Raw genomic sequence first — 12,871 nt, forward strand, 5'->3', positions numbered from 1 at the left:
TCGGTGGCGGGTCCGGTGCGGCGCGAGCCGTCCGCCGGACCCGGAGCCGAACGGGTCATGCGTACAGGGTCACCTCGACCTCGGTGCCACCGTCGAGGCCGGTGGCGGGTTCGGGGACGACGACGTAGCCGTCGGCGCGGGTCAGAACCGACAGCAGCGCCGAAGGCCCGAACAGCGGCTCCGCGACGCCGTCGCGCACCGTCACCTGGACGACGTCGAGCCGGCCGGCCGCCGAGGCCAGGTTGCGGGACAGGCGGGCGCGGGTGGCCGGCCGCGGCGGCGGCGTTGCGCAGCCGCTGAGGCGCCACAGCAGCGGCACGCCGATCTGTCCGAACACGACCAGCGCCGACAGCGGGTTGCCCGGCAGGCCGACCACGGGAATCCCGCCGCACTCGGCCAGCAGCGTCGGCTTCCCCGGTTTGATCGCGAGCCCGTGGCACCAGACCTCGCCGACGGCGGCGACCGCGCCCGCGGTTTCGTCCCGCGCGCCCACCGACGACCCGGCCGAGACCACGACCAGGTCCGAGCCGGGCAGCACCGCGGCCAGTTCGTCCTTCAGCGCACCGGGTTCGTCGGAGACGATGCCGGCGATGACGGGTTCGCCGCCGGCGTCGAGCACCAGCCCGGCCAGCGCGGACGCCGTGGCGTCGCGGACCTGACCGGGCCGCAGTGACCCGGTCTCCGGCGGGACGACCTCGTCACCGGTGGAGATGATCGAAACCCGCGGGCGGGCGTGCACCGGCACCGAAACCACTCCCGCGGCCGCGAGCAGCCCGAGGTCCGGGGCGCGCAGCGGCCGCCCGCCGGGGACGAGCGCGGCGCCGGCGGCCACGTCGTCGTCGGCCCGCACGAGACCGCCGCCCGGCGCGACCGGGCGCGTGACTTCGATCGTGCCCGGCATGGTCTCGGCGGTGAACTCGACCATCACGACCGCGTCGGCGCCCTCGGGCAGCACGCCGCCGGTCGGCATCGCGACGCACCCGCCCGGCCGCACCGCGACCGCCGGTTCCGTGCCCATCCGGACCGCGCCCAGCAAGTCCAGATAGGACGGCAGGCCGTCCGAGGCGCCGTACGTGTCCGCGGCCCGGACGGCGAACCCGTCCACCGTGGACCGGGCGAACCCCGGAAGGTGGTGGGGCGCTGGGAGGTCCGCGGCGGGCACGCGGTGCAACGCGGCCGACAGCGGCACGGTCTCCACCGCCGTCCGGTGGGCCGGGCGGAACCCGGTGAGCGCCTCGGTGACGGTGCGGGTGGTGAAGAACTCTCGTCCGCTCACCGACCCGGCTGGTCCTTCGCCCCCTCGGGCCGCGGCTGCGGGCGCGCCGCCGCCCCGCCCCCGGCCAGCCCGAGCACCGACACGACCGGCCCGAGCGCCACCTGGCCGAGACCGCAGATCGACGTCTTGCGCATGGCCTCCTCCAGCTGCCGGATCCTGGCTCGCCCGGCTTCGTCCAGCTCCGCCCCGGCGTCGAGCACCCCGCGCAGCAGCGTGTGCGCCTTCGTCGAACCGACCCGGCAGGGCACGCACTTGCCGCACGACTCGTTGCGGAAGAACCGCAGCACGTTCGTCGACGCGGCCAGCAGGTCGGTGCCTTCGGCCAGCACCACCACCGCGCCGGAACCGAGCATCGTGCCGGCCTGGGCGAGCGCGCCGAAGTCCAGCCGAAGGTCGAGCCGGTCGGGGCCGATGAAGTTCGACGAGGCCCCGCCCGGCTGCACCGCGCCGATCGCGGCGCCGTCGGGCACCCCGCCGGCCGTGTCGATCAGGTCCCGCACGGTCGTGCCCATCGGCACGCAGTACACGCCGGGCTCGCGCACGTGCCCGGACACGGCGAAGAACTTCCACCCGGTGGACTCGCCCGCGCCCTGGTCCTGCCACCACGCGGCGCCGCGCTGCAGGATCACCGGCACGTCGGCGAACGTCTCGACCGAGTTGATCAGCGTCGGACGGCCGTGCAGCCCGTAGTTGCCCGGGAACGGCGGTTTGTTCCGCGGTTCGCCGCGGTGACCTTCCATGCACTCCAGCAGCGCCGTTTCCTCGCCGAGGATGTAGCCGCCGGGGGAGACGAACACGTCCACTTCGAGCCGGCGGCCGCTGCCGCACGCGTCCGGCCCGATCACCCCGGCGTCGCGCAGCGCGGCGATTTCCTCGCGCAGCACGCGTTCTTCGGGCCCGTACTCGTGCCGGATGAACACCCAGCCTTCCTCGGCCCCGACCACCGCCATGCCCAGCAGCAGGCCCTCCAGCACGAGGTGCGGCTGGTCGGCGAGGATCTGGCGGTCCTTGAACGTGCCCGGTTCGGACTCGTCGGCGTTGCAGATCGCGTACTTCACCGTGCCCGGCTGCGCTCCGGCGACCAGACTCCACTTCTGCCCGGTCGGGAACCCGGCACCGCCCATACCGCGCAGCCCGGAGTCCTTCACCGTGTCCACGATGGAGTCGGCGGTGAACTCACCGGCCAGGAACGCCCGCAACGACCGGTACCGCTCGCGGACCCCCGAACCGGCCGGGTACGGGTCGTTCGGCCACGGCTCGACCCGCCGGGCCGCCGTCGCGTCCCCGACGCCGCCGTCACGGGCCGCGGTCACCAAGGTGTCCACTTCGGACACCGGGCCCGGGTGCTCGTTCACCGCGGCCGCCGGTGCGACGTCGCACCGGCCGAGGCAGGACACCTCGACCAGTTCGACGTCGGTGTCCTCGCCGTAGGCCCGCTTGAGCTCGGCGATCCGGTCGGCGCCGGAGCGCAGCCAGCACGACAGGTCGTGGCAGACGCTGACCTGCACCTTCTTCGGCGGCGTGGTGCGGAAGTGCGGGTAGAACGAGATCAGGCCTTCGATCTCGTACCGCGGCCGCCGCACTTCGCGGGCCAGCTCCTCCAGCTCCTCGCGCGGCAACCAGCCGAGGCGGGCCTGGATCGCGTTGAGCGCGGGGATCAGCGACGGGCCGGGGAACTTGCCCGCCCGCGCCTCGACGCCGGGCACCCGCTCGGGGCTCAAGGTCATTCCGCGACTCCCGCCTTTTCGACCGGTTCCGTGTGCGCCGCGCCCAGCGCCTCCGCCTGGACCGCGCAGAACTTGAACTCGGGGATCTTGCCGAAGGGATCGATCTCGTCGATGGTCAGCAGGTTCGCCGCCGCTTCCCGGAAGTGGAACGGGATGAAGCAGTTGCCCAGCTGCTCTCGGTGCGAGATCCGGACCTGCAGCTCGATCGTGCCGCGCCGGGACCGTACCCGGGCCAGCTCACCGTGGGCCAGTCCGCGATCGGCGGCGTCCTTCGGATGCATGTACACCTCGGGGATCGGCGAGATCGCGTCCAGCGCGAACGACCGCCGCGTCATCGACCCGGTGTGCCAGTGTTCCAGCAAACGGCCGGTGTTGAGCACCAGCGGGTACTCCGCGTCCGGGAGTTCCCTGGCCGGCAGCCACTGCGCGGGCACGAGGTGCGCCAGGCCGTCGTCGGTGTTGAACCGCTCGTCGAACATCACCACGGTGCCGTCGGAGTGCTCGGGGTCGTCGTTCGGGTAGAGCTTGCCCGACAGACCGAGGTTGTCGTGGCGCAGGTTCCGGTACGACGGCATCAGCGACACCATCTCGTCGAAGACCTCGCTGGGTGAGGAGTACGCCCAGTCCAGGCCGATGCGGCGGGCGATGTCCTGCACGATCCGCCAGTCGACCCGGGCCTGGCCCGGTGGGTCGAGCACCTTCCGGCCCAGCTGCACGCGCCGGTCGGTGTTGGTGTAACTGCCTTCCTTCTCCAGGTAGGACGAGGCGGGCAGGATCACATCGGCGAACTCTGCCGTCTCGGTGAGGAAGATGTCCTGCACGACGAGGAAGTCCAGCGCGCCCAGTGCTTTGCGGACCTTGTTGATGTTCGGGTCGGACAGGAACGGGTTCTCGCCGAGCATGTACATGCCGCGCACGCCACCGGGCTTGAGCACCGAGCCGATGATCTCGGTGACGGTGAGGCCGCGCTTCGGGTCGAGCTGCGTCCCCCACGCCTGCTCGAACCGTTCGCGAGTGCCTTCCCGGTCGACGCCCTGGTAGTCCGGGTAGAACATCGGGATCAGGCCGGCGTCCGAGGCGCCCTGCACGTTGTTCTGGCCCCGCAGCGGATGCAGGCCGGTGCCGGGCCGGCCGACGTTGCCGGTGATCGAGCAGAGCGCGATCAGGCAGCGGGCGTTGTCGGTTCCGGTGGTGTGCTGGGAGATGCCCATGCCCCAGTAGATGACCCCGGCGCCCGCCTCGCCCCATTCCCGCGCGACCGCGCGGATCAGGTCCGCGTCCACGCCGGTGATCTGCGCCGCCCGTTCCGGCGGGTAGTCGGCGACCGTGCGGGCCAGTTCGTCGTAGTTGGACACGCGCTCGGCGATGAACTCGCGGTCGATCAGGCCGAGCCGGATCACCTCGTGCATGATCGCGTTGTAGAACGCCACGTCGGTGCCGGGCTTGACCTGGCAGTAGTAGTCGGCGTGCTCGGCGACCGTGCTGGCCCGGGGGTCCACGTAGACGATCTTCGTCCCGCGCCGGCGGGCTTGCTTGAAGAAAGAGCTCGCGACCGGGTGGTTCGCGGTCGGGTTGGATCCGGTGATGATCACGACGTCGGCGTTCGCGACGTCGCCGTACGTCGTCGACACCGCGCCGGAGCCGACACCTTCGAACAGGGCGGCGACCGACGAGGCGTGACACAGCCTGGTGCAGTGGTCGACGTTGTTCGTGTGGAACCCGGTGCGGATGAGCTTCTGGAAGAGGTAGGCCTCCTCGTTGGAGCACTTGGCCGAGCCGAACCCGGCGATCGCGCCCGGTCCGCCTTCCGCGTGGATCGCCATGAGGCGCTGCGCCACCAGATCCAGGGCCTCGTCCCACGTGGCCTCGCGGAAGTGCGGCATGACCTCGTCGTAGTCGACCAGGCCGCCCGGCTTTCGCCGGCCGTCGCGGCCCTTCTTGCCGCCGCTGCGCCCGCCGCCACCGCCCGTGCGGCCCCGGTCGTTGAAGGCGTCGCCGCGCACGTCGGCCGACAGCGGCCCCTTGGGGTAGGAGGAGTCCTTGCGGATCAACGGAACCGTGATCCGCTGCGGTGAAGCGGCGTAGTCCCAGCCGTAGCGGCCCTTGACGCACAGGCGGCTCTTCGACCCGGGCTGGTCGCGGCCTTCGGCGAACGCGATGGCGCCCCGTTCGCGGTCGACGTAGTAGGTCAGCGCGCAGCCGACGCCGCAGTAGGGGCAGACGCTGTCGACCGCGTCCAGCTGCTCGCGCGGCTGGATCGGGATGAGGTTGATCGGCTTGTTCGTCAGCGCGCCCGTCGGGCACGCCTGCACGCACTCGCCGCACGTGACGCACGAACTCGAGCCCATCGGGTCGTCGAAGTCGAACGCGATCTTCGTCGAGTAACCCTTGCCGGACCGGCCGATCACGTCGTTGCCCTGGATGTCGTCGCACGCGCGGACGCAGCGGTCGCACAGGATGCACGCGTCGTGGTTGACGTCGATGACCGGGTTGGAGCCGTCGTGCCCGCGCCCGGAGCCGCAGGGCAGCTCGGTCGTCTCCCTGGCCACGTCGAACCGGTCCGCGAGCTCCAGCAGCAGGTTGTCGCCGGTGGTGGTCTGCTTCGGGTCCTCGGCGCGCTCGGGCTGGTCCGACAGGAGAAGCTCGGTGAGCGTCGCGCGGTTGCGCTCCAGCTCGGGGGTGTTGGTCTTGACTTCCATGCCGTCGTCACACGGGCGCACGCACGCCGCGGCAAAAACGCGGCCGCCGGTGTCGACCACGCACATCCGGCAGACGCCGACGGGGTCGTAGCGCTCGTTGTGGCACAGCACGGGAATGTCGACGCCCGCTTGTTTCGCGGCGTCGTAGATGCTCGTTCCCTCGGGCACGGTCACCGCTCGGCCGTCGATGGTGGCGGTCACGGTGCGCACCGCGGTGCTCGGCTCTTCGACTGCTGTCATCACTGACCTCCGTCGCGGGAGAGCGCATGTTGCATACAACATACGCCGTACCGTCAGGCGTCGAGGAGGAGTTCCGGGAGATCGCCTGCGCGCACCCGTCCTTCCTCATCGAGCCCACGGGCAACGTAATAATTGTCAACCATCGTCCGCAACCGCTCAACGGTCAGAGCTGCCGTGCGGCCCGACGCCAGCTCCAGCGGGGTGGTCAGCAGGCGGGCCGGCAGCGTGTCGTCGGCCGCAGTGGCGCCTTCGCGCTGGTTGAACGCGCGCTTGGCTCGCACGATCCGCCGCGCCGTCGCCTGGAGTTCGTCCGCGTCGACGGCCCAGCCGGTGACCAGCGACAGCAGCCGCGCCCACTCGGTGAACGGGTCCTCGAACACCCCGCGCAGGAACTTGCACAGGATCATCGAGTCCATCACCGCGGCGCGGTCCTCGGTGCCGACGGCCGCGGTCACGTGCGCGGCACCGCCGTCGAAGCGGTTCACCGCGCCGGAGAGGTCGGCTTCGTAGGCGCCGGACCGGTTGTGGTCGGCGCCGCGGGCGTTCACGGCCAGCCCCAGCGCCATCGACTGCAGGCTGCGCGGTTCGTAACCCGGCAGCTCCAAGCCCTTGACCTGCGGGGCGAAGTCGATCGAGCCGTGCCCGACGACACCCGCCGCGTGGCGGGAGCCCTGGGCCAGCAGCTCGCCGAGCCCGGGGGAGCGGGCGCCGATCGCGTCGAGGGCCCGCAGCAGCGCGCCGCCGTCGCCGAAGCGCAGCCAGGGTTCGTCGAGCAGGCCGCGTTCGGCGCACTCCATCGCCCACGCGATCGTGCCGCCGGCCGAGATCGTGTCCAGGCCGAGTTCGTCGCACTTGGCACTGGCCGCGAACACGTCGTCGGGGTCGGACACGCCGCACAGCGGGCCGAGGGCGAAGACGTTCTCGTACTCCATCCGCTGGCTGCCGCCGCCCTTGCGGGAGTAGATGTGCTCGCAGCCGATGGAACAGGAGGCGCAGCTGTTGCGGGCCACGCCGCGCAGTTCGTGCAGCTCCTCGGCGGCCAGCTGCGGTGCGCCGTCGAACGTCGCCGCGGTGAAGTTGCGCGTCGGCAGCGTGCTGACCGCGTTGAACGCCAGCAGGTTCGCGAGCGTGCCGAGTTCCCGGTACTTGGCCGTGGCCGGGCCGAAACTGCGCCGCCGCAGGTCTTTCGCCGCGGCCAGGACGCCGGCCTGATCCGCCACCGCGACTTTCGTCGCCGAGCGGACGAGCACGGCCTTGATGTTCTTGGCGCCCAGGACCGCGCCGAGGCCACCGCGGCCGGCGTGGCGGCCGTCGTGGCTGATCGTCGCGTAGCGCACCTGGCGTTCGCCGGCCGGGCCGATGGCCGCGGTGCGCCAGCCGCGGCCGAACCGGTTCCGGGCCTGCGTTTCGGTTTCCGCGGCGGGCAGGCCGGCCAGCTCCGGAGCCGGTTCGAGCCGGACCCCGTCGCCGTCGACGAGCAGCACGGACAGCTGCGCGGCGCGGCCGCGGATGACGATCGCGTCGTGCCCGGTCAGCTTCCCGGCGATGGCGAACTGGCTCGACGCCAGCGCGTCGGTGAGCAGCCCCGTCAACGGGGATTTCGCCACCACGGCGAATTTCGCGCTCGTGGTCAGCGGCGTGCCGACGAGGGAGGAGAAGACGAACGCCAGTGGCGCTTGCGGTGCCAGGGGATCGATCCGCGGCGGGGCCAAGCGGTGCAGCAGCCACGTACCCAGGCCGACTCCGCCGAGGTAGGCGCGCAGGACGGGCTCGGGCAGCTCGAACGGAACGCCCGTCGCCTCGCCCGTGCCGTTGTCCACGTCGACGACCAGCGCCCGGCCGAAGAACCCGCCTGGTGCCATACGACGACTGTAGGCCGGTTCAGCCGCCCGCGTCCGCTGAAAGGAAGGCCACGACGTCGCCGGTTGCGAGCGGCAGCAACGGATCGCGGGTGACCTGGTCGCCGTTGACCGCTGCGACGATGTGCCGGTCCAGCTCCAGACCCGCGAGCCCGGCGGCTTCGCCCAGCGTCGCGGCGCGGCCGGTGCGGGGCCGGTGCCCGTCCTTGCCCGCCAGCGCGCCGAACCGTTCGACGGTGATTTCCGGCGCCGCGCGGTCGCGGGCTTTCTCGTAGTCCTCGGGGGTGTTGACGTTGACCACGGACTCCAGCTCGGGATCGCACCGCGCCAGTGCGCTGTCCGCCAGCAGTTGCGCGTCGTCGAGCTGTTCGACGGTGCAGTGCTTGAACAACATGCCCGGCCGCAGGTCGCCCTCACCGATGAGTTTCGTGATCAGCGCGGACAGCGACGTCCGGTACGCGGCGGCGAGCGGCTGCCGGAACCCGCGCGCGACCGGCAGCACCATGTCGGCTCCGGTGTCCGCCATGCCCCGCAGCACGCGCCGCACGAAAGCGGGGTGCAGGAACGGCAGGTCCGTCGAGCAGACGAACGCGACCTCGGCCCGGTCGGCCACCGCGGCCAGACCGGCCGCCACGCCCTGCATCGGGCCGAGCCCCTCGACCGGGTCCTCGGTGACGGTCACGCCCGCGGGCAGGTCCGGCAGCCGCTGCCCCGGCGCTGCGACGACCACCACCGGACCGTCGAGCGCGCGGCCGACGACCGCGCACGTGCGGTAGAGGAAGGTCGAGCCGTGCCACTCCAGCTCGGCCTTCGCCCGGCCCATCCGGGACGAGCGGCCACCCGCGAGGACGACACCAGCGTCAGTCATTCTTCGGAGGATAGCGGCGGTCGGGGCGTCGTAGGCTGGGCGCCGGGTGCCGATACGAGAGGGGCCGCGCCGTGGCCAAGCTGATCTACTCGGCGATCTGCTCGCTGGACGGGTACACCGCGGACGAGCGCGGCGACTTCGACTGGGCGGCTCCCGGTGAAGAGGTGTTCGCCGCCGTCAACGACCTCCAGCGCACGGTCGGCACCTACCTGTACGGGCGCCGGATGTACGAGATGATGCTCTACTGGGAAACCGCCGGGGACGATTCCCCGGTAACCCGGGACTTCGCACGGCTGTGGCGGGCGGCCGACAAGATCGTGTACTCGCGAACGCTCGACGCGCCGTCGAGCGCGCGGACCCGGATCGAGCGCACCTTCGACCCCGGCGCCGTCCGCGCGCTGAAAGCTTCCGCGCCGCGCGACCTCACGATCGCCGGCGCCGATCTGGCCGGTGTGGCGGCCGCCGCGGGCCTCGTCGACGAGTACCACCTGTTCCTCGTCCCCGTCCTCATCGGCGGCGGGCACCGCGCCCTGGCCGACGGCGTCCGCCGCCCGCTCGAACTCCTGGACGAGCACCGGTTCCCGGGCGGTTTCGTCCGGCTCCGCTACCGCGTGACCGCCTGAGAATTCGGTCAGGGCCCGGCAAAATCCCGGCCAACTCGGCGCCCCGCGGCGGGGCAGGCTCGGGGCATGACTGTCCCCGCTCGCGTCGTGCGCGGCCTGCGGCTGGTGCGCCCGGCCGTGCGGAGGCGGCCCGCGGTGCGGATCTGCGACCGGATCGAGGCGGTCGTCCTCCTCGTGCTGGGTGTGCTGCTGCTCGGGTCGGTGCCGGTGTGCTGGGGAGTAGGGGCGGCGGTGTTCGCCGCGGGCCGGGCGGCGGACACGCGGCTCGGCGTGCGGTACGAGGTCACGGCGAAGCTGTTCCCCGCCGACCTGCCGGCCCACGGGAAGCCGCCGGTGGTGCGCGACGTCCACGCCACGTGGACCGCTCCGGACGGCGCTGCGCGCAGCGGACTGGTGACGGTCGAGCTGAGCCCGGGCGCGCCGGCGATCACGCAGATCTGGGTGGACCGCGCCGGGCTGGAGGCGGACGCGCCGCGCTCCGCCGGTGATCTGGTGTTCGTCGGGGTGATGTACGGCGCCGCGGCGGAGTCCGGGTGCCTCGCGGCGGCGGCACTCGCCTACGCCATCGCCCGGGCGCTGCTGGACCGCAGCCGCGCGCGGGGGTGGGAGAGCGCGTGGCGGCGCCTGTCCGGAAGCGTGCCCGGGGTCGCGTGACGCGTAAATCGACAACGGTGTAGAAATACTACATACTTGTCGAAGCTTTGGCCTTCGGGGAAGGCGGTCTCCTGCATGAATCCGTTGAGCGCGACGTCGTGGCTGTCGAGCCTCGGGACCGCGGGGGTGTTCCTCGTGCTGTTCGCGGAAACCGGGCTGCTGATCGGGTTCTTCCTCCCGGGTGACTCGCTGCTGTTCACCGCGGGGCTGTTCTGCACGACCAGCGCCACGGCCGCCGTGCACCTGTCACTGCCGCTCGTGCTCGTCGCCGCCGTCGCCGGCGCGCTGCTGGGGGCGCAGACCGGGTTCGTGCTGGGCCGCCGCGGCGGCCGGGCGCTGCTGGCGCGGACGGGCAACGCGCACCTGCACCGCGGGATCGCCCGGGCCGAGGAGCTGTTCACGCGCTACGGCCACGCGAAGGCGATCGTCCTCGCTCGGTTCATCCCGGTCGTGCGCACGGTGCTGAACCCGCTCGCGGGCATCCTGGACGTGCCCACGCGCACGTTCACGCTGTGGCAGGTGCTTGGCGGGCTGCTGTGGTCCGTGGGCGTGACCCTCGCCGGATACCTCCTCGGTGCCGGCGTGCCGGGGATCGACCAGTACCTGCTGCCGATCGTCGCGCTCGTGGTGGTCGTTTCGCTCATCCCGCTCGCGCTCGAGCTGAGGCGCAGCAGGAAGAGCTGAGCTAGCGGCCGCGCTTGGCCGCGCGCAGGCGTTCTTCCCGCAGGGCAACGACTTCGGGCAGCGGCAACGCGCTGGGCGGCGAGCCGAGTGCCCACCCCAGCAGGAGGTCCGCCAGCGCCGGATTGCGCGCGAGGACGGGGCCGTGCAGGTAGGTCGCGAGCACGCGCCCGGTGACGGCGCCCTCGGTGCCGTCACCGTTTCCGACGCCGGCGCGCACCGGGCCCAAGGTGCGGCTGCCGGAGCCGACGCGGGTGCGGCCGAAGTGGTTCTCGAAGCCGGTCAGGGGTTCCAGGTCCGGCGTCGTGTCGACGACGACTTCGCCCACCGCGCGTCGCGGACCCGGGGTGGTGACCGCGTCGAGCAGGCCCAGCCCGGAGTGGGTCACGCCGTCGGAGGTGGTGAACTCGGTGCCGAGGACCTGGAAGCCCGCGCAGACGCCGAAGACGACGGCGCCGTGCGCCGCGGCGTGCTGCAGGCCGGGCTGGGCGCGCAAGTGGTTGACGGCCAGGGCCTGCGCGTCGTCCTCCCCGCCGCCGAGCAGGTACACGTCGAGGGCGGCCGGGACGGCGTCGCCGTGGCGGATGGCCACGACGGTGGCGGCGATCGCGCGCCACCGCAGGCGGCGCTCGAGGACCTGGGCGTTGCCGCCGTCGCTGTAGGTACCGAGGACGTCGGGCAGCACGAGGCCGATGCCGAGCGTGGAGTCAGGCATCGCCGAGCTGCTGCCGGGCGTCGCGGAAGGCGGTGTAGTTGGCGACGAGCTCGACGGGTCCGGGCGGCAGTGCCGCGACGGCGGCGAGCGGGCGGCGGCAGAGCGTGTGCCGCACCTCGGCGTAGGTGAGGCGCACGGCCACGTCGGTTGCTCGCTCACCGGCCGCGACGACCGGCCGCCCGCGCAGCTGCTCGAACGGCACGTCCCACAGCCAGGAGGTGTCGCGTCCGTCGGCCTCGCCGCTGTTGACCGCGATCGCCACCGGCGTGCGCGGATCGAGCAGCGGCAGGGTTTCCCGCCAGCCCGCGGGGTTTTTCGCCAGCAGTACGCGCACCGCACGGCCGTCGTGATCGGCGCGCCGGTAACGGCCCGCGACGTCCGCGATCGCGCGCAGCTGCGCGACGGCCACGTGCGGGGACACGCCGAGCCGCTCGGCGGTGGCGACCGCGACGGCCGCGTTCGCGGCGTTCGCGCGGCCCGGCAGGCGCAGCTCGAGGGTGAGCGCCGTGCCGCCCGCGGTGGCCAGGGTGTCGTCCTGCAGCGTCCACAGTGGATCCGGCCGGGTGAGCCCGCACCCGCAGCACCAGCCGTCCGGGGTGTGGAGCACGGCCTGGCCGCAGCGGGCGCACGCGAGCGCGTCGGCGTGCCACCGCTGTCCGGCGCTGACCCACAGCGGCCGCGCCGACGCGAGCGCGGCCGAGGTGACCAGCGGATCGTCGCAGTTGGCGACCACCGTCGTGTCCGGCAGGGCCGCGGCGATCGCGCGGAACTCGCGTTCGATCGTGCGCACCTCGCCCACGCGGTCGAGTTGATCGCGGCTGAGGTTGAGCAGCACCAAGCACGTCGGCCGGATCTGCGCCGCGACGCCCGGCAGGTACGTCTCATCCACCTCGAGCACCGCGACCGGTGCCTCGGGTCTGGCCACGAGAGCGGCGACCACACCGTCGGGCATGTTCGCGCCGTCGCCGTTGCCGGCGACCTCACCCAGCGTCTGCAGGATCCGGCTGAGCATCAGTGCGGTGGTGGTCTTGCCGTTGGTGCCGGTCACGAGCACCACCGTGCGATCGCGCGTGAGCCGGGGCAGCACGCCCGGATCCAGCCGCAGCGCGATCCGCCCGCCGATGACCCCACCGGACCCCAGCCCGAGCCGGCGCGACACCGCCGCGGCGCACCGCGCGGCCGCGACGGCCAGCCGCGTGCGCGGTGGCAGCCTTCGCCGCGCCGGCGACACCGGCGTCCGCGCCTCGAGAACGGCCGGCGGACTGGGGCTCGCCACAGGATCTCCTTCACGTACCGGGGGAACCGGGCTCACCCTGGTCGGGACCTGCTGTGAGGACGCTGAGAACGTGGTGTCCGCCGCACACGAGATCCACTGTGGACACGGTTAGGGGGAAGCAAGAACCGGAGGTCATCGGGCGGAAGGCGTGGGCGCGCCGGTGCGGAATTCGCTGTACACGGTGAGGAGCCCGGCGGCGGTGTCCCGGCCGGACCCGGCGGCGTGGCGTCGGGCTTCGGTGCGGTGGTCGCCG

General features: G+C 72.7%; 10 protein-coding genes. 3 read left to right on the forward strand and 7 right to left on the reverse strand.

The genetic code is table 11. The features are described from left to right. Positions 1 to 55: 55 nt before the first annotated feature. The 5 genes from glp to ACIA77_RS33405 are packed head-to-tail and all read right to left on the reverse strand — an operon-like array spanning position 56 to position 8,669. Positions 56 to 1,276: a gephyrin-like molybdotransferase Glp gene (gene glp / locus ACIA77_RS33385; protein WP_395890022.1), complete on the reverse strand. Its 1,221-nt coding sequence runs from the start codon at positions 1,274 to 1,276 to the stop codon at positions 56 to 58. Beyond that, positions 1,273 to 3,003, reverse strand: coding sequence for an NAD(P)H-dependent oxidoreductase subunit E (locus tag ACIA77_RS33390; RefSeq protein WP_395890023.1), 1,731 nt, complete (start codon positions 3,001 to 3,003; stop codon positions 1,273 to 1,275). The genes glp and ACIA77_RS33390 overlap by 4 nt, the downstream gene beginning before the upstream one ends. Further along, on the reverse strand, positions 3,000 to 5,942 hold the full coding sequence (gene fdhF, locus ACIA77_RS33395; protein ID WP_395890024.1) for a formate dehydrogenase subunit alpha: 2,943 nt from the start codon (positions 5,940 to 5,942) through the stop codon (positions 3,000 to 3,002). The genes ACIA77_RS33390 and fdhF overlap by 4 nt, the downstream gene beginning before the upstream one ends. Positions 5,943 to 5,995: 53 nt before the next feature. Continuing rightward, a complete protein-coding gene (locus ACIA77_RS33400; protein ID WP_395890025.1) occupies positions 5,996 to 7,804 on the reverse strand; it encodes an aldehyde ferredoxin oxidoreductase family protein in 1,809 nt (602 codons plus the stop codon). Positions 7,805 to 7,823: 19 nt separating this feature from the next. After that, positions 7,824 to 8,669: an NTP transferase domain-containing protein gene (locus ACIA77_RS33405; RefSeq protein ID WP_395890026.1), complete on the reverse strand. Its 846-nt coding sequence runs from the start codon at positions 8,667 to 8,669 to the stop codon at positions 7,824 to 7,826. Between the two features lie 71 nt (positions 8,670 to 8,740). Between ACIA77_RS33405 and ACIA77_RS33410 the strand changes: the two genes are divergently transcribed. The 3 genes from ACIA77_RS33410 to ACIA77_RS33420 all read left to right on the forward strand — a co-directional run bounded on the left by ACIA77_RS33410 (position 8,741) and on the right by ACIA77_RS33420 (position 10,630). Beyond that, positions 8,741 to 9,292 carry a dihydrofolate reductase family protein gene (locus ACIA77_RS33410; RefSeq protein WP_395890027.1) on the forward strand — a complete coding sequence of 184 codons (552 nt, stop codon included), beginning with the start codon at positions 8,741 to 8,743 and terminating at the stop codon, positions 9,290 to 9,292. 66 nt (positions 9,293 to 9,358) lie between these two features. Then, positions 9,359 to 9,946, forward strand: a complete 588-nt coding sequence (locus tag ACIA77_RS33415; RefSeq protein ID WP_395890028.1) for a hypothetical protein — start codon at positions 9,359 to 9,361, stop codon at positions 9,944 to 9,946. A gap of 75 nt (positions 9,947 to 10,021) precedes the next feature. Then, positions 10,022 to 10,630: a DedA family protein gene (locus ACIA77_RS33420; RefSeq protein ID WP_395890029.1), complete on the forward strand. Its 609-nt coding sequence runs from the start codon at positions 10,022 to 10,024 to the stop codon at positions 10,628 to 10,630. A 1-nt stretch (position 10,631) separates the two neighbouring features. On the opposite strand, the gene ACIA77_RS33425 is transcribed toward ACIA77_RS33420, so the two are convergent. Both ACIA77_RS33425 and ACIA77_RS33430 read right to left on the reverse strand, forming a co-directional pair. Next, positions 10,632 to 11,342, reverse strand: coding sequence for a type 1 glutamine amidotransferase (locus ACIA77_RS33425; RefSeq protein WP_395890030.1), 711 nt, complete (start codon positions 11,340 to 11,342; stop codon positions 10,632 to 10,634). Further along, positions 11,335 to 12,618, reverse strand: coding sequence for a MurT ligase domain-containing protein (locus tag ACIA77_RS33430; protein ID WP_395890031.1), 1,284 nt, complete (start codon positions 12,616 to 12,618; stop codon positions 11,335 to 11,337). The genes ACIA77_RS33425 and ACIA77_RS33430 overlap by 8 nt, the downstream gene beginning before the upstream one ends. Positions 12,619 to 12,871: the final 253 nt, after the last annotated feature.

Origin of the sequence: Amycolatopsis sp. NPDC051903 (genome assembly GCF_044452505.1) — a bacterium.
GTDB lineage: Bacteria > Actinomycetota > Actinomycetes > Mycobacteriales > Pseudonocardiaceae > Amycolatopsis.

Coding starts and splice junctions, on each gene's coding strand:
- ACIA77_RS33390 (WP_395890023.1), bottom strand. CDS start 3,003: ATGACCTTGAGCCCCGAGCGGGTGCCCGGCGTCGAGGCGCGGGCGGGC.
- ACIA77_RS33400 (WP_395890025.1), bottom strand. CDS start 7,804: ATGGCACCAGGCGGGTTCTTCGGCCGGGCGCTGGTCGTCGACGTGGAC.
- ACIA77_RS33420 (WP_395890029.1), top strand. CDS start 10,022: ATGAATCCGTTGAGCGCGACGTCGTGGCTGTCGAGCCTCGGGACCGCG.
- fdhF (WP_395890024.1), bottom strand. CDS start 5,942: ATGACAGCAGTCGAAGAGCCGAGCACCGCGGTGCGCACCGTGACCGCC.
- ACIA77_RS33405 (WP_395890026.1), bottom strand. CDS start 8,669: ATGACTGACGCTGGTGTCGTCCTCGCGGGTGGCCGCTCGTCCCGGATG.
- ACIA77_RS33425 (WP_395890030.1), bottom strand. CDS start 11,342: ATGCCTGACTCCACGCTCGGCATCGGCCTCGTGCTGCCCGACGTCCTC.
- ACIA77_RS33415 (WP_395890028.1), top strand. CDS start 9,359: ATGACTGTCCCCGCTCGCGTCGTGCGCGGCCTGCGGCTGGTGCGCCCG.